Origin of the sequence: Nocardiopsis kunsanensis DSM 44524, from assembly GCF_000340965.1 — a bacterium.
Lineage (GTDB): Bacteria > Actinomycetota > Actinomycetes > Streptosporangiales > Streptosporangiaceae > Nocardiopsis > Nocardiopsis kunsanensis.
Map to the genome: position 1 here is coordinate 1 of NZ_ANAY01000006.1, position 21016 is coordinate 21016.

General features: G+C 69.5%; 21 protein-coding genes. 18 read left to right on the forward strand and 3 right to left on the reverse strand.

All coding sequences use genetic code 11. The features are described from left to right. Nucleotides 1–107 precede the first annotated feature (107 nt). From D456_RS23630 to D456_RS0104425, 6 genes are read left to right on the forward strand one after another with little or no spacing between them, the layout of a single operon-like run. The gene (locus D456_RS23630) at nt 108–917 is read left to right on the forward strand and encodes an enolase C-terminal domain-like protein (protein WP_086002056.1); all 810 of its coding nucleotides are present in this window, start codon (nt 108–110) and stop codon (nt 915–917) included. Beyond that, on the forward strand, nt 914–1561 hold the full coding sequence (locus D456_RS23635; RefSeq protein WP_017574943.1) for an HAD family hydrolase: 648 nt from the start codon (nt 914–916) through the stop codon (nt 1559–1561). The genes D456_RS23630 and D456_RS23635 overlap by 4 nt, the downstream gene beginning before the upstream one ends. After that, the gene (locus D456_RS0104410; RefSeq protein ID WP_026115563.1) at nt 1558–2673 is read left to right on the forward strand and encodes a nucleotidyl cyclase domain-containing protein; all 1116 of its coding nucleotides are present in this window, start codon (nt 1558–1560) and stop codon (nt 2671–2673) included. Before D456_RS23635 ends, D456_RS0104410 begins: the two co-directional genes overlap by 4 nt. Further along, nucleotides 2673–4730 carry a phosphoketolase family protein gene (locus D456_RS0104415; RefSeq protein WP_083904508.1) on the forward strand — a complete coding sequence of 686 codons (2058 nt, stop codon included), beginning with the start codon at nt 2673–2675 and terminating at the stop codon, nt 4728–4730. The genes D456_RS0104410 and D456_RS0104415 overlap by 1 nt, the downstream gene beginning before the upstream one ends. Further along, entirely contained in the window at nt 4724–5548 is an 825-nt protein-coding gene (locus D456_RS0104420; protein ID WP_017574946.1) for a phytanoyl-CoA dioxygenase family protein, read from the forward strand. The genes D456_RS0104415 and D456_RS0104420 overlap by 7 nt, the downstream gene beginning before the upstream one ends. A gap of 45 nt (nt 5549–5593) precedes the next feature. Next, complete coding sequence (locus D456_RS0104425; RefSeq protein WP_017574947.1) at nt 5594–6391, forward strand: class I SAM-dependent methyltransferase; 798 nt, start codon at nt 5594–5596, stop codon at nt 6389–6391. Nucleotides 6392–6446: 55 nt separating this feature from the next. On the opposite strand, the gene D456_RS0104430 is transcribed toward D456_RS0104425, so the two are convergent. The 3 genes from D456_RS0104430 to D456_RS24980 all read right to left on the reverse strand — a co-directional run bounded on the left by D456_RS0104430 (nt 6447) and on the right by D456_RS24980 (nt 8900). Further along, the gene (locus D456_RS0104430; RefSeq protein ID WP_017574948.1) at nt 6447–6671 is read right to left on the reverse strand and encodes a hypothetical protein; all 225 of its coding nucleotides are present in this window, start codon (nt 6669–6671) and stop codon (nt 6447–6449) included. A gap of 118 nt (nt 6672–6789) precedes the next feature. After that, nucleotides 6790–7671 carry a phosphotransferase enzyme family protein gene (locus tag D456_RS0104435; protein WP_017574949.1) on the reverse strand — a complete coding sequence of 294 codons (882 nt, stop codon included), beginning with the start codon at nt 7669–7671 and terminating at the stop codon, nt 6790–6792. Then, nucleotides 7668–8900, reverse strand: coding sequence for a hypothetical protein (locus tag D456_RS24980; protein WP_017574950.1), 1233 nt, complete (start codon nt 8898–8900; stop codon nt 7668–7670). Before D456_RS24980 ends, D456_RS0104435 begins: the two co-directional genes overlap by 4 nt. Nucleotides 8901–9177: 277 nt before the next feature. Between D456_RS24980 and D456_RS0104445 the strand changes: the two genes are divergently transcribed. From D456_RS0104445 to D456_RS25455, 12 genes are all read left to right on the forward strand, one after another. After that, entirely contained in the window at nt 9178–9654 is a 477-nt protein-coding gene (locus D456_RS0104445; RefSeq protein WP_160166715.1) for a roadblock/LC7 domain-containing protein, read from the forward strand. 5 nt (nt 9655–9659) lie between these two features. Further along, on the forward strand, nt 9660–10421 hold the full coding sequence (locus D456_RS0104450; RefSeq protein ID WP_152442490.1) for a hypothetical protein: 762 nt from the start codon (nt 9660–9662) through the stop codon (nt 10419–10421). Further along, nucleotides 10418–11830: a hypothetical protein gene (locus tag D456_RS0104455; RefSeq protein WP_152442491.1), complete on the forward strand. Its 1413-nt coding sequence runs from the start codon at nt 10418–10420 to the stop codon at nt 11828–11830. The genes D456_RS0104450 and D456_RS0104455 overlap by 4 nt, the downstream gene beginning before the upstream one ends. A gap of 46 nt (nt 11831–11876) precedes the next feature. After that, a complete protein-coding gene (locus D456_RS0104460) occupies nt 11877–12593 on the forward strand; it encodes a class I SAM-dependent methyltransferase (RefSeq protein ID WP_017574954.1) in 717 nt (238 codons plus the stop codon). Continuing rightward, the gene (locus D456_RS23645) at nt 12590–15487 is read left to right on the forward strand and encodes a beta-ketoacyl synthase N-terminal-like domain-containing protein (protein ID WP_051049401.1); all 2898 of its coding nucleotides are present in this window, start codon (nt 12590–12592) and stop codon (nt 15485–15487) included. The genes D456_RS0104460 and D456_RS23645 overlap by 4 nt, the downstream gene beginning before the upstream one ends. A gap of 137 nt (nt 15488–15624) precedes the next feature. Further along, nucleotides 15625–15924, forward strand: a complete 300-nt coding sequence (locus D456_RS0104470; RefSeq protein ID WP_017574955.1) for a WhiB family transcriptional regulator — start codon at nt 15625–15627, stop codon at nt 15922–15924. Nucleotides 15925–16198: 274 nt separating this feature from the next. Further along, nucleotides 16199–16762 carry a hypothetical protein gene (locus D456_RS0104475; RefSeq protein WP_152442492.1) on the forward strand — a complete coding sequence of 188 codons (564 nt, stop codon included), beginning with the start codon at nt 16199–16201 and terminating at the stop codon, nt 16760–16762. Nucleotides 16763–16911: 149 nt separating this feature from the next. Then, nucleotides 16912–18918, forward strand: coding sequence for a tetratricopeptide repeat protein (locus tag D456_RS0104480; RefSeq protein ID WP_017574957.1), 2007 nt, complete (start codon nt 16912–16914; stop codon nt 18916–18918). A gap of 244 nt (nt 18919–19162) precedes the next feature. Further along, nucleotides 19163–19348 carry a hypothetical protein gene (locus D456_RS0104485; protein ID WP_017574958.1) on the forward strand — a complete coding sequence of 62 codons (186 nt, stop codon included), beginning with the start codon at nt 19163–19165 and terminating at the stop codon, nt 19346–19348. Beyond that, nucleotides 19332–19856: a DUF6879 family protein gene (locus D456_RS0104490; protein ID WP_017574959.1), complete on the forward strand. Its 525-nt coding sequence runs from the start codon at nt 19332–19334 to the stop codon at nt 19854–19856. The genes D456_RS0104485 and D456_RS0104490 overlap by 17 nt, the downstream gene beginning before the upstream one ends. Continuing rightward, a complete protein-coding gene (locus D456_RS0104495) occupies nt 19857–20720 on the forward strand; it encodes a helix-turn-helix domain-containing protein (RefSeq protein ID WP_017574960.1) in 864 nt (287 codons plus the stop codon). Between the two features lie 112 nt (nt 20721–20832). Continuing rightward, nucleotides 20833–21000 carry an FxLD family lanthipeptide gene (locus D456_RS25455; protein ID WP_204366767.1) on the forward strand — a complete coding sequence of 56 codons (168 nt, stop codon included), beginning with the start codon at nt 20833–20835 and terminating at the stop codon, nt 20998–21000. Nucleotides 21001–21016 lie beyond the last annotated feature (16 nt).

Consider the following 21016-nt stretch of genomic DNA (forward strand, 5'->3'; position numbering starts at 1 on the left):
CCGTCCTACGCTCCCTGACGGCCTATGACCACTGACCCCTTGGAATTACTCATCTAGGGCGCCACCGTCATGGCGCGCATGCCAGCCAGGCTGCGTCCGCAGTGGAGATGGCGTGCTGGGATCTGGCCTCACGCCTCGTAGGCGAGCCAGTTCCCGCTTTGTTGGGCGGACCTGTGCGCAGTCAGGTGCCCCTATACGCCAGCGCTTTGGGCCTGGATCCGGCTCATCCGGCCGCGCCAGAAGCCGCAGCGTGGATCTCCCAGGAAGGGTGGTGGGGGCAGAAATGGCCCCTACCCCGGAACCTGGTAGACGAAGGCCCGGCCGCGCTCGCAGCGGTCTTGGCTCCATTGCGGGAGGCCGCAGGAACGCAGGCACGGTTCATGATCGACGGGCTGGGACGATGTCGCGTCGACCAGGCCAAAAGGTTGTTGCCGGTGCTCGGTGACCTCGATGTCGCCGTCGCCGAAGACCTGACCCCCCACACCGCAGATCTGGCCCGACTACACGGGGCAGCCGACCACTGGGGTGTGGCGTTGGCCGGGGGCGAGCACACCCTGACGGCCCGGGACCAGCACGCGCTGCTCACCAACGCCCTCTTGGACGTGTTCCAGCTAGAGCCGGCCTGGTGCGGCGGGCTGGCAACCTCGCTGCACGCCATCGACACAGCCGCAGCACTGGGCGTGCCCACCCTGCCCCACGGAGACCGCGTCGCTGCCTCCCTCGCCCTGGCCTCGGTCTGCACTGCCGTGGCCGTTCCGGCCCTGGAATGGCACCTGACCCTCGAACCCTTGCGCCAGCACGTGTTCACCGAGGCCCTCCAACCTGCCGACGGGACCCTGCCCGCGCCCACCTGCCCCGGGTTGAGCGCTCCACCCGCGGTGCCGGCCTCCACCGCGCCGCAGGTGGTGATCGCGTGATCCGCACCCTCACCGTCGACCTGGGCGGAACCCTGGTTCCCGTGGATCGAACATCGACCACCGCCACCCTGGCCCGCCTGCTCGGCCTGGACCTGCCCCGTGCCCGCGCGCTCATGGGTGAACTTGCCAAACGCCGACGCTGCACCCCCGGCCAGCTCGCTGAAGAGCTCGCGACCCGATTCACCTCCACCAACCCGGCCCGGCTCCACCAGGTGCTGAAGCGAGCCCGAGACCGGGCCACAGCGCCTCCGCTCTACCCGGATGCTGCCCCCGCGCTGGACCGGCTTCGCAGCCGGGGCCTGCGCCTCGTGGCCGTGACCAACAGCCTGGGCTGCACCGTCCCGGCCGATCCGGTCGCCGCTCTGGGCGGTGTGGTCGACCACGTCGTCTACAGCGCCGACGTTGGCGCCACCAAACCCGACAGCGACCTCTTCCGCCACATCGAACACGCCACGAACAGTGCCGCGCACGAACTGGTGCACGTGGGTGACTCGGCCCGGTCGGACGCCGCAGCCGCGCTGGCCTGTGGGTGGTCCGCGGTGTGGCTGGACCGCACCGGAGCCAACCCACACCGGTGCCCGCCGGGTGCGGCATATGCGGCCACCCTTGCTGACCTGCCCCGCCTCCTGGAAGGTGACGGATGAACACACGCTCGTCCCACGACACAGATCCAACAGAGTTGCCCGCGGTCCCGCTCTTCGACTCCTCGCAGCTACCCCTGCGCCAGTGGTGCGCGGGCAGCCGTGAGGACGCGGTCACCGGGCTGGTCGCGTTCCCCGATTTCCACAGCCATCTGCCCCGCGCTCTGCACACAGCCCTGGCTGAAGGGGAAACGGTCGCGGTCGCCATCGGCGACGTCGACGGCCTCAAAGGGCATGTCGAACAGACCAATGCCGACACCGGCTCCTTCGGGCACTTGGAAGGCAACCGGGTGATGTCACTGCTGGGGGCCACCACACGTGCGTGGTTTCGTCAGCAGCCCTGGGAGTACGGGTGCGCCGCCACGTTCGGCGGAGATGAGGTCATCGTCGCCGCCACGGTCGAGGGCCATGACGATTTCGCGTCCCGGCTGGGAAACCTTCGTGACATGCTCGCGGAACGCCTGCCCGTGACGGTCAGCTTCGGCTACACCCTCATCACCGGCTCCACCCTGCCCGACCGGCGCCCGTCCGGATGGAGGCACGCCTTCACCGACCGCGTTCTCACCGAGGTCGACCGGGCCCTGTTTCTGTACAAGGCCTCCCGAGCTCAGGACGCTCCCCAGGGCGGTGGTATGACCCTGACCCACCTAGTCCCGGACTCGCCCTCACCCCAGGTACTGTCTGCTCTGCCCGAGCCTGGTGCGTCTCTGGTGGTCATCGCCCATCCGGGCCCGCAGCCCGGCACCATCGCCCTGCCGTGCCGGGGCCCCGAGGGCTTGCGGGGCACCCGTCTGCGCATCAGCGCACCCGGTCGGCGCCCCCGCACCGAACTGGTCCTGTCCCAGCAGGGGCAAGCCATCCTCGTCGGCGCCCGTACACCCATCACCGGGCCAACCGCGCTACGGCTCCAGGGGGTACGCGCCCCTTCCCCCCACCGCCTGCCCGGCGACCTGGCCAGGCGGCTGGACGAACTCGGGTTGGACTGGAAAGCCCTGCCCGAGCACGAACAGACCCAGATCCTGAATCTGCTGCGGGAGGCGCGCACCCCCCAGGTGAGGACCGCGCGCCTGACCAGCGCCGTTACCGCCATCCGGGCCAGGACGGAGCACACTTGATGCCCTATCTACGCCCCGACTGGCACCGCGTCCACCAACGTGTACGAGCCTGCGCGGACGCGGTTGACCAGGCTTGGCGAGCGCTGAACTATCTGTGTGCCGCTCAGCTCTACCTACAGCACGCGCCCCCGCACCACACGCTGACGCCAGCGGACGTGAAGGAGTCCCCCCAGGGGCACTGGGGCGTGAGCCCACCGGTCAACCTCGCCCTCGCCCACCTGTCCACACTGATCGCCGCTCCCAGCGAGGGCGAGGCTGTTCTCGTGCATGGCGCCGGCCACGCCGGCCCCTCCGCACTGGCCCACGCCTATCTCACCGGCGCGCTCAGGGGCGCCGGGTCCGGGCCTGTCTGGTCCACCGACGCCCTGAACAGCTTGGTAGGAAGCTTCCCCGAGGGGCGCCATGGAGGTGAGATCACCGCGCTCATCCCCGGGATTCGCTACATGGGCGGGCAGTTGGGTCCCGCCCTGGCGGTGGCCCAGGGCATGGCCATGGATGCGCCCCACCGCCTGGCGATCCCCCTGATCGGCGACGGCGAAGCCGAAACCGGACTCACCGCTGCGGCATGGACCGCACACCGGGCCCTCCCCGAAGGCGGCGAGCACGGCCATGTCCTGCCCGTAGTGCTCCTCAATGGCCTACGCATGGGCGGCCCATCCCTCCTGGCCTCCATGCCCCCACACCAGGTGCGTTCTTACTTCACCGGGCTGGGCTACACCCCCCTCATCACCGATGGCTCTGACCTGCGCACAGAACTCGATCGTGCCCTCCAGCTCCTGCGCCCGCTGGGATCAACCGGTGCTCCCGTGCTGGTGCTGACCACACCCAAGGGCCACACCGGCCCCGCCTCGGTCAAGGGACGCCCGCTCCTTGGCACACCGGCCATGCACAAGACCCCCCTGAGCGACCCCCGCAGCGACCCCGACGAGTTCCGCGTACTGGCCCGCTGGCTGGCCTCCTACCACCCCGCCGAACTGTTCACCCACGACGGCGCTCCCACCCGGAAGGTCCGAACCGCGCTACCGACCAAGCCCAGCGCGCCGCATCCACGCTCCCGTACCCCTATGCCCGACGCGACAAGGAGCCCGAACACCATCTCCGAGGCTCTCACCAACCGCGCCGCCCACGGTGCTTTCCGGCTCTTCAGTCCCGACGAGCTGCGTTCCAACCGCCTCCTGCCCACCGGCCAGGGGGAGCCTCCTCCGCCATGGGTAGCGGAGATCCTCAACGAGGAGATTTGCCATGCCTGGCTCCAGGGCTACACCGAGACCGGGCGCCATGCGCTCCTGGCTAGCTACGAGGCCTTCGCCCCGATCAACACCAGCCTGCTTACCCAACACCTCAAACACCTGCGCCTGACCGGCGAGCAACCGTCGGTCAACTATCTGATCACCTCACTGGGCTGGCGCAACACCTACACCCACCGCAACCCAGGCCTAGTCACCTCACTCCTGGAAATCCGCGACCCGCGTGTGCGCGTGTACACCCCCGCCGACCCGATACGAGCGGCTCGCACGCTGGCGCACATGCTCACTGACCGCGGACACGTCAACGTGCTGATCTACGACAAGTACTCCAGCACGACTTTCCCCCTGGAGCACGCCCTCACGGAAGAGGCCACCGGCGCCGCAGTATGGACGCAAGGCCCCCAGCACGCCGTAACGCAACTGGTCCTGGCCTCGGTCGGAGACCTGTGCGCCCGCCAGATCAGCGCCGGTCAGCAGGCCCTGCTCGAACACGATCCCAAGCTGGTGCTGCGCCGCGTCCACGTGCACGACCTCTCCGCTCTCGGGCGCGCTCCCCACGCCCTCAGCGACAACGACTTCACGCACCTGTTCCCCGCTCACGCCCCCGTGCTGATCGCTACACCTACCTATCCCGGAACGGTACGCAACTGTTTGCACGAGCGAGGACCCACCGACCGGTTCCACATCGTCGGCTACCGCGAACCCACCCGGCCCGGAACCCACGGCGAACAACTCGCGCACAGCGCATTGACGGTCGAGGCGCTCCGCGAGCGTGCCCGATCAATGATCGAGGAGTACCAAGGATGTTGAACTCCACCGACGTGGCCGCCTTCGAGCAACAGGGCTACCTCATCCTGCGCGAGGCCGTGGCCCCCCAGGTCCACACCGCAGCGCGTGAGGCCGCCGAAGCACTGCTGACCAGCGATCGGACGCGCGGGCGCGATCGCTCCTCCGACGGAAAGGACGGCTTCCGAGGCGTCGTCGACATGGACCAGGCCTTCCTACCCCTGGTGTCCGTCCCCGCCGTGCTGCAGACCGCGGTCGCCCTATTGGGAGCGAACCTGCACCTGATGTCCAGCCACCTGATCGCCTTGCCTTCACTCCTCCCGGCCTCGCGGCGTACTATCCGGGTCCCGGAACGGCACGGGTGGCACCGTGACATGGGCGCGGCCACCCGAGATCTGGGCACCGAACAGGTACCGCGACTGGCTATCAAGGCCGCGACGTTCCTAACCGCCTCCGGACCCGATACCGGGACCACCATGGTCCTGCCCGGAAGCCACCGGAACCCCGGAGCGATCGAAGTCCCCGAGGGCCAGATCGACCCACCCGGCGCGGTCAGCCCCCGCCTGGGACCACGCGATGTGCTCTTGTTCGAGAACCGCACCTGGCACGCCGGCGGGCTCAACACCTCCGGACACACCCGGCTGGCCGTGATGATGCAGTACGGCTACCGCTGGCTCGCGCCCCTGGACGACCCACCCCAGAACCTGGATCTCCGGTCTCTGAGCCCGATCGAGAACCAGCTCCTGAGCGGCCACTACGACCGCAACACCGACGGGTCCATCGCGCCGGAGGGCAGCGGAGCAGACCCTCTGCGGCGCTGGGCCGAACACCCCCCGGCATGAACCACTAGCGCCAGTAAGAGACTGATGACCAGGGAGAATGAGTGTATGGAACACACACCCGAAGAACTCTTCGCCTCGACCGCCCCCTACTACCACTACCGCCCCGGATACGCCCCGGAGCTCTACGATCTGCTCGCCGACCGCTTCGACCTCGGCACTAACTCACGGATCTTGGACCTGGGCACCGGCATCGGGGTACTCGCCCTCCCCCTAGCCGAGCGAGTCGGGCAGGTCCTGGCCGTGGACCCCGAGCCGGGGATGCTCGCCGAGGGGCAAGCTTTGGCTGAGCAGCGGGGGTTGGACAACATCAGCTGGATCCGCGGCGACTCGACACAGGTGCACACACTGGGCCTCGGTCCAACACTAGGTCTGGTGGTGATGGGGGCCGCGTTCCACTGGATGGACCGCGACCACGTCCTACGCAGCCTCGACTCCCTCATCACCCCAAGCGGGGGCGTGGTCCTGGCATCGGGAGGAGCCCCCGGCGAAGTCGAGGCGCCCAGTTGGAAGGCGGTGATCGACGACGTGCGCACCCGCTACCTGGGCCCCCACCGCAGGGCGGGCCGGAGCACCTACACTCATCCACCCGAACGCCATCAGCAGGTTCTAGAGCGCAGCGTTTTCTCCCAGGTCGAGACGCACCGCTGGGAGCGGACTATCACACGCACTCTGGATGAAGTGGTGGGGCTGCAATACAGCTTCAGCTACTCCAGCCCTGCACAACTCGGTGACCAGATGCCCGCTTTCGACACCGACCTACGCGAAGCTCTCCTCACCCACAACCCTGACGGGGTCTACGACGAGACGGTGCGGACCGAGGCGATCATCGCGACACGGCCATAGGCGCGGGCGGCTGCGGCGAAACCGTTCGCATCCGGCTCGCCTACAGCCTGCCCGCTCACTGGCCCGGGACGGAGCTCAGCATGCGGGTGAAGACGAGAGCGCCTTCGGTTTCGCCGTGCTCGGCCTCGGCCCGCTCCCTGGCGTGAGCACGCACCCTGTGGTGAACGAATCGCAGCGCACCTTCCTCATATTCCATGAGGTCGGCCGCGACGAGTGCGGCCACGGCCCCGGGGATGCGACCGCGCGCACCGCCGATATATCGCAGCTGGGTCTCAGCCACCGGCCAAGCGCACGATTGCGGGTCTGGGGATCCAGGCCCCAAGGCTCGGGGCAGGGACCTGCACGCTGCCTACGGCCTTCTCCGACACGGGCAGACCCGGACGCGTCGGGGAGGTGAGTCAGCGTGAGACCCACGACGCTTCGGGCTCATCCAGGGTGCTGATGCGCCGCTCCAGCTGATCAGCTGCCTTTTGGTCTCCTCCATCGGCGGCGCGGATGTAGGCGCCCATGGTGTGCAGATCGCGGATGGAGACGAGTACGGGCAGGCCGTCCCAGTCGCGCAGGTCGTCCCCATATGCTGCGGCGAACGCATCGAGATCCTCATCGGTGCGGCCGAACCTGCGCCCTTGGTGAAGGTTGGCCAGATCGATCTCTCTCGGCCCCACTGCGGCTTCGTCCCAGTCGCACAACCGCGCCGTACCGTCGGCGTCGACGAGAACGTTGCCGAGCCAGGCATCGCCGTGCAGCAGGCCGGTGCCCAGGCGGGTCTCCAGCGCGTTATAGGCCTGGCGCAGGTCATGGGCGCGGGCACGCAGGTCGGCGACAGTGGGCTGGGGCAGGTGCCGGGGCTGCTCCAGTGTGGCCAGCAACGAGGCCAGAGGATCATGGGCCGGCAGGTCCACAGGCGCTTCCCCGGCCCGGTGCAGGCGGCCCAGGAGCGCGCCGAGGTCGGCCGGGGTGGGGGCCTGGGTGGGGTGGTGCGTGTAGTGCGTCCACACCGAGGCCACACGGGTGGTGTCCTCGATGAGCTCGTGGTGGGCGGGGGCGGTCACGGGCACGCTCTGCTCGTGCAGCCAGTGGGTCAGGGCCAGGGCTCTGTGGAGCGCGGGTGTGTGGTGTGCGGGGCTAATACGTACGAGCAGGCCTGCCTCGGGCCAGGCCCACACGCTCGTGGCGTGGTCGCGCACCAAGTGTTCGCCGATCTGGGTCCGGTCCACGCCCAGGGTGGCGGCAACCTGGTCGAGGAGGGGGGCCTGAGAGTCCTGGGAGGGGTGGCTCATGTGTGCCAGCGTACGCCCACGCGGTTCAGCGCTCGGGTGAGTTGTCGCTTTTCGACTGAGGAGAGGGGACTGTTCGCTACCACGTCACGGCATGTTCGCAGTGCCTGCTGGAGCTGGTGAATGTGGCCGGGGCTGGATTGGGCGATCCGCTCCAGGTGGGTGATGGCTTCGTGGGTGCCGGCAGGATCCCCCCGCATCAGGTGGGCGGTGATCACGTCGACCTGGGCCAGGGTGAGGTCGCCGTAGCTGCGGTGGGAGGCAGGCCCGGCCTCGTAGGTTTGGACAGCGGTGCTCGCGTAGGCGAGGGCACCGTCGGCATCGCCCAGCAGGGCCAGGGTGGCACCCGCGTAGTAACTGGCTTTGGCAGGTGAGAAGACGAAGAGACCGCCGTGGCGCACACTCAAGTCTTCAGAGTCCGGGTCTGCCGAGAGCGCGTTGGGGGATGCGGTCAGCAGGTGTTCCAGCCCGGCCTGGGCCGCGGGTGCGTCTCCTCTGCGTGCGGCGGCGCGGGCGGTGATGGCGCTGACCCTGACCCAGGAGTGCGGGCCGTGGGTCAGGGCCTGGGCGCGTGTGGCCAGTTCGGTCGCCTCAGAGGTGCTGTGGCGGTCGGCGACCAGGGCCCGGGTTCCGGCGACCCAGCTCAGGAGCGAGCGGTGTTCGGCGTGGGTGGCGCAGGTGTCGGCGTCGGCAAGGTGGGCCCGCGCGGTTGCGCTCTGTCCCGCGTCGTGGGCTGCGTAGCCCAGTAGCAGTTCGACTGTTCCCAGCAGGACGAGGAGATCCCGGGTGTGTCGGGGCCGGGTTCCTCGGCGGAGGAGGTCGAGAGCGTGTTCGCGGGCTTGGTGCAGCGGCCCGGTGAGCTGGGTGTGGTGTTGGCTGACGTAGGCGGTGGCCAACTCGGTGACGTGGTGCTCCAACCGGGCGATGGTCTGGTCGCTGGCGTGGTCACCGAGTAGTTCCTGCAACCCCGAGGGTTCGGGAGCGGGAGCCACAGGGTGCCGACTCTGGGGCGCGCCGAGACGCTCCAATACTTCAGCAGCGCGCCGTGGGTTGCTCAGGCCGCCCTGTCCGTTGACGGCTCGGGTGACCGTGGAGGGGTCCACGTCGCACAACTGGGCCAGGTCCCGGCGGGACAGACCGACTTCGCGCCAGAGGTAGGCCAGGACCGCAGCGGCATCGCGCGCAGCCACGGCGCGTGCCACTTCGCCGGCTTCCCAGATCCATGCCGGCACGCACACGCACGCACCTGCCTGGCCACTGCGGGGATGCCCGCACCGGGTGCAGATCACTGGTTCCTCGCTCGCGCATCGGGGGGTGTGCCGCGCGTGAGGGCCGCGCAACAGCGGGCAGCCTCTCACATCTCGTCTCAGGTTTTCACTGCAGTGGCGCAGAAATGACATGAAAACACGATGTCAGGGCGCCTGTTTCGAACATCGCTCCTCTTTTCGAACGAAAGGAGTTGCGCGCTGCGCACCACGTGCGCGCGCCACGGTGTTCCAGGGTATGGCCATGGACACAGCGACCTCTGCCCCACCCGGGCTCTCACCGCGGTGGAGCCGGACCGCACCCGAGGACCTACGCGCGGCCCACTCGCACCTGCCCGAGGACCTGGAAACACTGCGTGAGTCTCTCCAAGCTCGTCTGGCCTGGATCGTGGGCAGGGACGGGCTGCACCTGGCCCGTAGCGGCGAGGGGGGCCAGGAACTGTTCGAGCGGTTCACAGCCGTGGTTCAGAGCTTGTGGGGAGGCTGCCTCGAAGTCAGCAGGATGAGCCAGCGCGGAGACACAGAGCTGCTGTCGCTGCGCAGCAGCCAGGAGCGTCTGCTGGTGATCGAACTCAACGACAGCGCACTGCTCGCGGTCTTGTTCTCCGAACCCGCTCCGGACCCGCACAAGGCCTACGCCATGACGCAGTTCGCGGCCCAGCACGCTCGTGTGCGCGCGACCCACGAAAAGCCGGCGGTGCGTGCTGGGGGCCTGCGATGACGACCATGGCTCTGAGTCGACCGACGGCCCGGCCCCCGGTACCGGTAGCCACCGACACCACGGTCATCTACCCGCACCCGGCCCTGCCCTCCACCTACCAGCCGGATGAGGAGTTGACCGCACGGGTGCTGGCGGCCTGCCGCCGGCTGGGCCGCCCCGCGACCGTGGGCGAGGTGGCCTCCTACCTGCCCTGGCAGGACACAGTCGGGGTGGCCGCTGTCGCCGTCACCGACCTGCTGACCCACCGCGTTTTGATGGCCAGCGGCGACCAGGACGACCTGGATCAAATCGTGCGCTGGGCCAAAGGGGCCCGGCCGATCCGCCACACACGCGTAGTCAAACTCTTGATGGTCGGCCCCGCCTGGCACGGACGGGACACGCTCATCCACAGCTGGTGCGAACCCCGGCACGTACGGCTCAGCGCGGGGCGTGCCGTCCTCGGCTCCATCCCGATCAGCGACGAGCTGCACCTGATGGTGCAGGCGGTCCCGTGGCTCAGACCCGAGGACCCCGGTTGGGGGGACGTGCGCCGGCACGCGGTCGCCGCCATCGCGGTCGCTGACCTCTCCCACCCTCCGCCACGGGTGCTCCACGAGCTCGCCGACGACCTGCCCACCGGCGTGGTCACCACCGACCCCTGCCTGGCGCGAACCACGTGGGCTCTACCGGAGCAGACCGCCGTGATCCAAGCCGATCTGAACACCCCCGCCACCGCCCGGCTCGTCCTGGCGGATCTGATTACCCCCTTGCTGGGAGAACACCCATGAACACGACCAGGCCCAGGAAAGCAGTGATCATCGGGGGCGGGCGCTCAGCGCTGACCCTGGCGACCGGGTTGGGCGCGGACGGGTGGCACGTGCGCGTAATGACTCGGGGCACCATGGCCGAGAATCTGGGCGGACGCACGGGGCTGACCCAGCTCACGATGCCCCTGGTGCGCGGACATGAACACGAGCTCGGTCTGGACCTGTGGACCGCGGACGCCCCGCCGATCGAGACGGTAGCCATGCACATGGCCGACCCCGACCCGGCCCACTCGTGGTCATTCGCCGCGCCGCTGCCCACGACCGAGCTGCCCCTGCCCGGACGGGGCAACACTCCGGTGCGCATGCCGGTGGCCGCCACCAGCATCGACACCCGGTTGACCAGTGCCTACTGGCGCCAGCACCTGGCCGACCTGCCCGGGGCGGCCGTTCAGCCCGGCGACGTGAGCCTCGCCGACCTCGCCTCGCTGGTGCGCTACCGGCTCGCGGATCTGATCGTGGTGGCCACCGGCGCCGACCCGGCCCTGGCCGGGCTGTTCGAACCGGATTCCGCCCACGCCGGCGGTGCCAGCGCCCGGGTGGTCACCCAAGTACATCTGGACGATGCAGAGACCTGGCAGGACCAGGACGCCCGCGTGGTCACCTGCCCCGACGGGGAGATCATGGTCTACCCCGTGCTCACGCACACCCCGCTCACGGCCGAGCAGGTCAGAGCACACCTGAATGTGGACGCCCGGCCGACCCAGGTACGCCCCTACCGGGCCATGTGCGTGCAGGTCCTGGCACGTCCAGGCGGCGCTTTGGATCCCACAACCGCACCGGTTGTGCGAGAACTGGCCCGTCCCCCGGGCGCAGACCCCCTGGAGCCGGGGGAGGATCCGATCGTCTCGGAGTACCTGGGCCGCCACGGCACCCAGGCCCTGGCCGCTTGGCGCTGGCTCTGGCCACGGCTGGAGGAGATCGATCCAGCCCTGGTCAAGGTCTTCCAGACCGCGCAGGTGCGGGAGAAGTCAGCGTTGCTGCGCCGCCTCGAACCGCAAGTACGCCGCCCCATCGCCGAGATCGACGGAGTCCCGGTGCTGGGCATCGGCGATGTCACCAACACGGTCGAACACGTCTCGGCCCAAGGCGCGGCCGCCTCCACCCTGGTGGCCACCACCATGCGCGAGCAACTGCGCCACCTCTCCCCCGAGCAGCTGCGCGAGCCCCAGGCGCTGGCCGGAACGTGGGAGGCCTACTGGGCGCTGCACGGCGCCCACACACGCAACTTCGGTGCGTTCGTCAACGGCTACTGGTCCGGCGCCCTGCCCGAGGGCACCGTCGAGGCGTTCCGCGCCGCGGTGTCCACACGTGAGGGTGCCGCCGCCTGGTCCGAAGGCCTCAACGACCCCCACAAGAGCCTACGGCTCTGACCACCTCCCACCCCCTTACACCCTTATCCCCTGTTGGAGGATCTGCATGCCCGCCCCCCACGAGGACCAGCCCTCCTGGGCCCGGCCCGGCCCCGGCCACGGTCTGCCCCCGGCCCGCCCCAACCCGTCCCTGTACAGCCACCGCAACATGCGCCTGCTGTACACCCCCCTGGTCATTGGCTTCTCCCACCCGTGGATGTGGGGGATCTCCAACTCCATGATCCGGGACCTGTACCGCACCCACACCGCACCCGCCCACGTGGAGGTCGGCCCCGGCAACGCCCACTGGCTGCGCCGGCTCGGCCCGCGCCGGGTCGATTTGATCGACCTCAACCGCGACTGCCTGCGTGTGAGCCATGACCGGCTCGACCGGCGAGGTTGGCAGGTGAACGTGCACGAACAGTCCGCGACCGCACCCTGGCCGCTGGAGGAGGAAAACGTAGGCTCGGTGGGCTCCAGCATGCTCCTGCACTGTCTGCCCGGCACCGGCTTCGGTGACAAGCTGGCCTTTTTCACCGAAGCACGCCGGGTTCTGCACCGGGGCGGGCGCCTGTTCGGCACAACCGTCCTGGGCCGAAACGACCCGGCGCCCATCTCCCGGCTCGGCGCCCGCATGCGCGCCGCCTACAACCGCACCGGCGCCTTCACCAACCCCGGTGACACCGCCGCCGACCTGCACCAGGTCCTGGAACGCGTGTTCGGCCCCGGCCAGGCCACCGTGCGCGTGCAGGGCGTGACCGCTTTGTTCGAGGCCACCCGATGAGCGCCGCGCCGACCACCGCCTGCGCCCTGACCGGCATCGGCGCCCGCCTGCCCGCAGGCCAGGGCCGCCCCGACACCCGCGGGCCCGCCCAAACCTGGCAGGCCCTGCTCACGGCCGAATCTGCCACCAGCCGCTACCCCGCCCCGGACTGGGAGCAGATCGCCACCGATCTGCACCCAGGCGACCGGCCCGACGCTCCCTGGCCGGTGGCCCACCTGAACCTACCCAGCGCCGTGCCCCCTGAGGTGTTCGGCGGCCTGCGCTCGGGCGAAGCAGCGCTGCTCTCCCCCACCCAGGCGCTGGCCATGCAGGTGGTCCACGAAGCCCTGGCCGATGCGGGCCTGCCCGCCGACCGGCTCGCCGGACCCGACACCGGCCTGTATGTGGCCACTTCCAGCCCCGACGAGGCCCTGCGCACCTTCGCCCCCCGCATGCGGCCGAGCCTGCCCGAGATCACCGCAGGCGGGGCGGGGATGATCGCGACCCCGATCATGCGCTGGCTCAACACCCGCGGCCCCGTGCAGACCATGGACACCAGCTGTTCCTCCAGCCTCTACGCGCTGGATGCCGCCCGCCGTGACATCGCCACCGGGCGGGTGGAGACCGCCCTGGTCATCGCCCTCAACACCGCCCGCTCCGCCCCGGTGGCCCGTGCTTTCCACACCGGCGGAGTCCTCTCCCCCACCGGGGTGTGCCGGCCTTTCGACGAGAAGGCGGACGGGTTCGTGCGCGGCGAGGCCGCCGTGGCGATCGTGTTGCGCGCCCCCACCCTGGCCCAGCAGGAGCGCGACCGCGTCTACGCCCTCATCGAACACACCCGCACCGGCGCCGACGGGCGCGCGGCCGCGGTGGGCGCACCGTCTCTGTCAGCCCAGCGCGAGCTGTATGCCGACACGGTGGCCGAGGCTGGCCTGGGGCCGGAGGCGATCGGTTATGCGCTGGCGCACGGAACGGCCACCGAGGCCGGCGACCGGGTCGAATCCCGAGCCTGGGCACACGCCCTGAAGCGCTCTGAGAGCGATCCGGTGGCGCTGGGTTCGGTCAAGGGCTTGTGGGGCCACGCCGAAGGGGGTGCCGGTTTGACCTCGGTGGTGGCGGCTGCGCTGAGTCTGCACCACGGGCAGGTGCCCGCCACAGCGGGCCACACCACGCCCCGTCCCCGGTTGGCCGAGCTCGGTCTGCGGGTGCCCACCGCTGCTGAGCCTTGGCCCGGGGACGGTTGTGAGCGCAGGGCGATGGTGTCCTCGCTCGGGTTCTCCGGGGCCCTCGGGACCGCCGTTCTGCGGGCCGCCCCCTCCCGCCCGAAGCAAGCCGCGACCACAGGGGCCTTGGCGTTGCCGGTGAGCGGGCCCACCCCGGAGGCCGTACGCGAGCGCGCCGGGGCTCTGGCCGACGCGCTCCAAGGCCCTGAGCCGCCCGGTCTGGGCCAGGTCGTCGCTCACGGCGCCCGGCGGCTGGACCGGGGCAGGACCCGCGCCTGCGTCGTCGCCGGCACGAGCACCCAGGCATGGGAAGGGCTCCACGCCCTGAAGCGCGGCCACCCCCATCCGGCGGTCTCCGGTCCCGCCACCACGCCCGCAGGGCAGAGGCCCCGGGTGGTGCTGGCCTTCGGCGGGCACGGCGCGAGCGCCCCCGAGATGGGTCGGCAGCTCTACCGGACCGACCCTGACTTCGCCCATGATCTGGACTTCGTCCTGCTGAACCTGGCTGAGCTGGGCGGTACCCGCTGGCACCCCCTGAGCGCGGCCCCCGACGGGTTGGCCGCCACCCAACAGGCCACGTGGGCGGTCCAGGTGGCCTGGGCCATCACGCTGATCAGCCGCTATGACATGGACATCGACGCGGTCGTGGGCCACTCGGCCGGCGAGGTCGCCGCCGCCCACGTGAGCGGTGCCCTGGACCTGGGCCAGGCCGCCGCCCTGGTGTGTGCCCGATCGCAGTTGTTAGAGCGCATCACCCATCGCGGGGGCATGCTCACCGCCGAGATCGGCCCGGTCCCGGCCCTGGACCTGGCCCTGGAGTACGGGGTGGAAGTAGCCGCCCACAACGGCCCCCACTTGACCGTGTTCTCCGGCTCCCATCGCGCGCTGGAGCGCCTGGCCGCCACCTTGGAGGAGCGCGGGGCACGCCCCCGCCGCCTGCCCGGGGCGCCCCCGGCCCACTCCCGGGAGGTGGAGCGCTACCTGCCCCTGCTCCAACACGACCTTGAGGGGCTCCGGCCCCAGGCGGGCTACCGCACGATGGTCTCCACCTGCACCGGCACCGCCGTGGAGGGAACCGGCCTGGATGCGGCCTACTGGGCCCGTCAGGTGCGCTCGCCCGTGCAATGGGAACAGGCCATCACACACATGTCCCGATCCGGGCCCCTGCTCGTGGTCGAGGCCAGCCCGAACCCGGTCCTGGCCGTGCCCACCACGCAGACCCGCGCCCGCCACCACCTGAACCTGACCATCACCGCCCCCGGCCACGAACCAGACTCCCTGGCACAAGCGGTCGGCGCGCTGCACACCCACGGCGCGGCCTTGGCCTGGCCCTACCCTGCGGCCCCGCCCGTGGAAATGGAACCGGCCCCCTGGGACGAAGACACCACCACGCCCTCGTGGGGCCAACGCGTGGCCGAGCTGAGCGGGCAGGAGCGTCTGGCCGAGCTCACGCTCCAGGTCCACCATTTGGTCCAAGGGCTCGCGCCCGTGTCCGTGGGCGAACAGGACCGCCAGACCCCACTGGAGCGGCTCGGTCTCAACTCCATGGACCGGCTCAGTCTGCGTTCGTTGCTCTCCTCCCACCTGCCTGTGGACGCCTCCCAGGTGGGCGAGCACGAGCCGACCATCGCCTCCATCGCCCAGGCCGTATACACCGCAATGCCAGCAGCCCCGCCACCCAAGACCGGGTGAGCCAGACCGGGCGCCACCAGACCCTCCCTTGGCGGCGCCCGCCGGTCGGCGGCCTTGCTTGGGAAGCAGCACGCCGCCGACCGGCCCCTCCACAACGGAACCAATCACGACCGACCACCCCACCCGTAGGACCGCTCATGCCCGACCCCCTGACCGATTCCAGAGCCCGCTGCCGTGATCGCGGCCTCGACCCGGATGCCATGTTCGTGACCGGCGCCGCCCAGAACCTGGTCAAACGCGTGTGCTACCCGTGCCCCCTGCGCACCGCCTGTTTGGCCTATGCCCTCGACAACCGCATCGAGTGCGGGGTCTGGGGCGGCATGACCGAGCGCGAACGGCGTGCCCTGCGACGCCGACGCCCCGAGGTCTCCGACTGGGCCGGCCTGCTCCAGCAGGCCGAACAGCACAACCTGAACCAGCCCACCCGCGCTGCCTGACCCCCTGCTGAGCCGAAAGGACCGCAGTGACCCCCGCGCACACCACACCCCCGCAAGCCCAGCACCGCTGCGCGGCGGTGCGGTGTGCGCACCTGTTCACCCAGCAACCCCTGGGACCGCCCCCATGCAGGGCGCCGTGCTCGCCCCTCCCTCATCCGGGCTCGTAGCGCGGCGCCCTTGCCGGGGCCCGGCACTTGGCTCCCCAAAGAGCCGGGCCCCGGCACTTGTGACTCACCCCCCATGCCACACACACCGAAGAAAGGGCGAAATGAGGGTGACCACCACAACGCAGATACGTCGGCGCACCCAGCGCATGAAGCACGTGGGTGAACAGGTCAGCGTCCTGCAGGCTCTGGACCTGCTGCACATGGGTCTGCGGCGAGCCCACCAGCGGCAGCTCCTACCCCCTAGCGACCAGGGGTTCATCGCCACCGGCCGACTGGTGCGTCGGATGCATGAGCAAGGCCTGTGGACCAGCGTGCTGGCCCTGGCGATGCACCGCACACGCGCCGAGGGCACCTGGTGTACGAACCAAGAGCCCTGCACGGACCGCGCCTTGCGCATGCGCTTGAAGGCCCCCGACGTCCGCAGCGCGACCACCGCGATGTGCCAGGACCAGGGCGAGGAAGGGCCGCGTCGCGTACTGGTCCACGCGATCAGCCCCCATTTGTGGGCGGGGCCGATTCTGGACCTGAGCGCGGTCGACCGCACTCGGCTGCGTGTAGAGGAGGCGGGCACAGGCGCGTGGGAGCTGGCCGACACGGTCCTGGCCGAAGCGGTCACCGACCAACTGGTCGAGCTGCATACCTTGGCCAGCCACCCGGCGGCCGCCCTCTGATCCGGCCGCACGCCCGGCCCACCGGTCCAGGGCGTGCGGCCACCAACCGGGCCCCTCCCACTCCGTGGGGAGGGTCCCAGGGGTCGGGCCCGAGACCCGTCCTCTCGGGCCCGGCCGAACCTCGCCACAGACCACGACAGGACACGGCCATGACCAATACCATCACCGGCTCCTCCCATGTCGCAGTGCAGGCGCGAGACGTGCACGGCAACGTCCACGTCCAGTATCCGAACCCTGCCCCGCCAGTGCCCCGGCAGCTTCCGGCCCGCCGCCTGTTCGTGGATCGGGAGCGCATCACCGCCTACCTCGATCAGGCCTGGGCCGTCCGTCACGGGCCGCTCTGGGTCGGGGTGGAGGGCCCCTCCGGGATCGGTAAGACAGCCGTGGCTGTGGAGTGGGCAGCCCGGCACGCATGGCCGAACGGGTGTTTGCATGCGGACCTGTCCCGTACAGGGCCGGAGGCCGTGCTTCGGGGATGGCTACACGCGCTCGGACATCCGCACCTGCCCGAGGACCCTGCACAGGTAGAAGCGCTATGGCGCACCCTCACCGCCGACAAGCACCTGTTCGTCCTGATCGATAACGCCACCCCCGAGGATGCCGCCGTTCTGTTCCCGGTCGGCGATGAATGTGCCGGGCTCGCCACGGCGCAGGCACAACTCTGGGGACTGGTCGCTCACGGAGGCCGGTGTATCCACATGCCACCCCTGGATCCCCAAGCCACGACCGCGCTCATCCACGGGCTACTCGACGACCCCCCGCCCACCCCGGTCCTGGAGGCCGCTGTAGCTACCACTGGCGGACTCCCCCTCGCAGCGACCCTCACCGCCGCCTACCTCGCAGAGCACACGAATCCGCGCTTCACCCCCCAGGAGGAACACGTGACCGCACACGTCGACCGGCTGCTCGATGCGTTGCCCGACACCACCGCACGGGCCGCCACCTACCTCGCCATGCACCCCGGGCACCTCACCAACCCATGTACTGCTGCCTTGCTCGACGTAGTCCCCGAGGAAGCCGCCCGCGTGCTGGCTGCCCTCACCGAGGCCGGGGTCCTCCAGCGCACCGAGGATGACCGGTGGTCGGTCCACGATCAGGTCCGTCCCGCCCTGATCCAGCGCGCCACGACCGACGACCGCGTCCAGGGGGTGGGCCGGATTGCCAGGTACTACCGGCTGAGGTCCGCGGCCGTGGAGGACCACCTCAACCCGTGGCGATACCGCATCGACAACGAGGCTGCCGGGCTGGCACGCAACGCTCAACGGGAGCAAGGGACGGTGTGGTTCACGACCGAGGGAGAGGCGCTGGCCTGGGCTGACGCCGAACTTCCCACCTTGCTCCCCGTCGTGGAGATGCTTGCCGACCTGCTCCGGCCCGAGGCCTGGCAGCTGGCCGACCTGCTGGGCACCTACTTCAACCGACGCCGTCCACTGGAGGTCAGCCGCCCCCTGTTCGCCGCGTCCCTGCGGGCCGCCCAAGAGCTGGAGAACCCAGCCGCCGTGGGCATCGTGCACCGCCGCCTCGCCTTGGTCGCGGAAACCCCTGAGCAGAAGCTGGAGCACGCCCAAGCCGCTCTGGACGCATACGAGGCCGCCGGGCACCGAGCGGGTATCGCCACGGGCCACGAAGGGCTCGGTGACGCCTACCTCGACCTGGGTGATGTCGACCGGGCGGTCTGGCATCTGCGCGAGTCCGTGCGGCTCCATGGACAGCGCGGCCATCGGCGAGGGTTGTCCATGCAGCTCCGCAAACTCGCGGAGGGCCTCTCCGCCCAAGGCACCCACGGACAGGCCTTGGAACTGGTTGTCCGCGCTCACCGGACCCAGGCCGGCTTGGAGGTTCCGGACCGGTATCAGATGGCCCGCAGCGCGTCGGCTCTGATCGAGGTCTCCCTTGCCCACGCCGCAGAGGAGGACCGGGTACTGACCGTGGGCGAACGGTCCGCACTGCTGATGATCGCCCAGACCGGTGTGGCCCAGATGAGCGAGGACGGGGCTCTGCACCGCCAGGCGCAGATGCACGAGAAGGTCGCCACCCTCACCACCGATCCTGAGCACGAGCGCGCCGAACTCCACGCGGCATTGGCCCTACACGAGCAGCTCGGTCACCCCGACGCCAGCAGGGTCCGTTCTCAGCTCGACGTGCTCTCTTCGTGACTGACGGAGCCTGTACAGGCCCGGCCAGCGAGCCAGTCGGTCAGTCCGGCCACGGGCGGTGCCTCCACGCCGCCCTGAAGCCGCTGGGAATCACCCGCGAGATCCGACCGCCCCGACGAATAGGGCTCCACGCTGCGTCTCGTTATTTCCCGGGCATGAATAATCAGGGCGACCTTGACTCTTATTTATTTCGAAATCTAAGGTAAATTACTGCCGCGCTCGACGGAAAGAGGAATTCGTGGCTATGAAAAAGATCGCCGGCGACTGCAACCGCGATGACTGCCCGGCCATCTACACCTCGGGGGGCGAGGTCGTCGTCCAGGGCATGCTCCTGACCGCCACCGAGGGGATGAGCTTCTCCGAAGGAGAGGTCGCCGTGACCATTCCCCGGCACCTGATCGAGGAGGCCGCACGTGCTCTTGGACGGTGAGGACTGGAGCCGGTTCGTCCACTCCTTTCAGCACGAGCGGTTCCGGCTCGAGACCCGGCCCGGCTACACGGTGCCCGAGGAGGAGGAAGAGCTGCGTCGATGGCGGTCCGGCGAGGAGCGCCCCGCAGCGGAACTGCACACCGACCCCTACCTGGTGAAAGTCCGAGGCCATGCTCGCGCGGGTCGCAGGATGCGACGGGTCCACACCGTCACCAGCCCCCTGAACGAACACCTGAGGTTCCAGTGCGAGTGGGGGTATGCCTTCAGCGTCCAAGCCGGTGAAGAGGTACACCTGCTCGACTTCACCACGACCCCCGACCCGGGTCTGCCCGCCCAGGACTTCTGGCTGCTCGACGATGAACACATCGTCCTGATGCACTACGCTGCCGACGGCACCCAGTTGGGCAGGGAACTGTTGGAGAACACCGACCCCGCCCCCTACGTGCGGTACAAGAACCTGGCGCTGGAGCACGCCATGCCCCTCACCGAGTACTACAAGGTCGGCTGATTGACCCTGGAGCCTGCCCACACCGGCCAGCAGCGCGACGATCTCGCCGAAGCACTCCGAAGGCTACGTCGTGCTGCTGGCCTGACCGGTGCCCGCCTCGCTGCGCACGCCGGCATGAGCCAGGCCAAGATCAGCAAGATCGAGAACGGACGCATCCGCCCCTCGGTCACCGACGTCGAGCACATCCTCACCGCGCTCGGCTTCCCGCTCCAGAGCGCGGACAGTATCCGTCTTCTGGACCTGGCCCGAGCAGCCAACTCCGACTACCAAGGGTTTCGCACGGCGCTCCAACGGGGGCTCGGTGAGGCCCAGCGCGATCTGGCGGCGATCGAGTCCAGGGCAAAACGGATCCGCTTCTTCCTGCCCTGCATGATCACCGGCCTGCTCCAAACCCCCGAATACGCACGCCAGACCCTGTCGCATCCGCTCGTGAGCCGCGGGGCCGAGTGGGAGAGCGCTCTCGCCCGCCGCCTCGAACGGCAGCAGGCCCTCCACGAGCAAGCACCCCAGTTCGAGTTCGTCCTCACCGAGGCGGCGCTGCGTTTTCCGCTGTGCGGCCCATCGGTGATGGCGTTGCAGATGGACCGTATCCGTTCACTGACCTACCTGGACACGGTGGACATCCGGGTGGTCCCCGCCCATCCTCCAGTTCAGGTTCCGAGCGGCCCTCTGAACGGTTTCACCCTCTACGACGACCGCCTGGTCACCATCGAGGTCCACACCGGCAAGCTCGCGCTGCGCGATCCCAAGGACATCGCTTACAGTCGCGAGATCTTCGACTTCTTCCAGGAACACGCACTCGACCCCCACCACACTCGGACATTCCTCGAAGAACTCGCCCAGGAGTTCCGCCGACACGCGTAAACGGACATTCCGTAGCGTGAATTTATTCTCAGGCGAGAAACCCCTTCAAGACCACTCCCAGTGTTCCTAGTCTTTCCCGTGCCCCACTTTCCTCTCGACCATGGAGGCACGAATGCAGTCTGCACCTCGGACCGAGCAGCCGCAGGTGAGCTCCGCTACGCCTTTCGCCTTGGACATCCGTCTGATCGAGCAGAGCGACACAGCGCCCCTGATCAATCTCACCGACGACGGTTGCGGAAGTTCCTGCCCCTCCGCCTGTACCACCAGCACGTCGGACTGAGTACGAGGGCCACGAG

Coding starts and splice junctions, on each gene's coding strand:
- D456_RS25455 (WP_204366767.1), top strand. CDS start 20,833: ATGCAGTCTGCACCTCGGACCGAGCAGCCGCAGGTGAGCTCCGCTACG.
- D456_RS0104460 (WP_017574954.1), top strand. CDS start 11,877: ATGCCCGCCCCCCACGAGGACCAGCCCTCCTGGGCCCGGCCCGGCCCC.
- D456_RS0104480 (WP_017574957.1), top strand. CDS start 16,912: ATGACCAATACCATCACCGGCTCCTCCCATGTCGCAGTGCAGGCGCGA.
- D456_RS0104420 (WP_017574946.1), top strand. CDS start 4,724: ATGTTGAACTCCACCGACGTGGCCGCCTTCGAGCAACAGGGCTACCTC.
- D456_RS0104445 (WP_160166715.1), top strand. CDS start 9,178: ATGGACACAGCGACCTCTGCCCCACCCGGGCTCTCACCGCGGTGGAGC.
- D456_RS0104450 (WP_152442490.1), top strand. CDS start 9,660: ATGGCTCTGAGTCGACCGACGGCCCGGCCCCCGGTACCGGTAGCCACC.
- D456_RS0104435 (WP_017574949.1), bottom strand. CDS start 7,671: ATGAGCCACCCCTCCCAGGACTCTCAGGCCCCCCTCCTCGACCAGGTT.
- D456_RS23630 (WP_086002056.1), top strand. CDS start 108: ATGGCGTGCTGGGATCTGGCCTCACGCCTCGTAGGCGAGCCAGTTCCC.
- D456_RS0104415 (WP_083904508.1), top strand. CDS start 2,673: ATGCCCTATCTACGCCCCGACTGGCACCGCGTCCACCAACGTGTACGA.
- D456_RS23645 (WP_051049401.1), top strand. CDS start 12,590: ATGAGCGCCGCGCCGACCACCGCCTGCGCCCTGACCGGCATCGGCGCC.
- D456_RS0104485 (WP_017574958.1), top strand. CDS start 19,163: ATGAAAAAGATCGCCGGCGACTGCAACCGCGATGACTGCCCGGCCATC.
- D456_RS0104455 (WP_152442491.1), top strand. CDS start 10,418: ATGAACACGACCAGGCCCAGGAAAGCAGTGATCATCGGGGGCGGGCGC.
- D456_RS0104470 (WP_017574955.1), top strand. CDS start 15,625: ATGCCCGACCCCCTGACCGATTCCAGAGCCCGCTGCCGTGATCGCGGC.
- D456_RS0104410 (WP_026115563.1), top strand. CDS start 1,558: ATGAACACACGCTCGTCCCACGACACAGATCCAACAGAGTTGCCCGCG.
- D456_RS0104425 (WP_017574947.1), top strand. CDS start 5,594: ATGGAACACACACCCGAAGAACTCTTCGCCTCGACCGCCCCCTACTAC.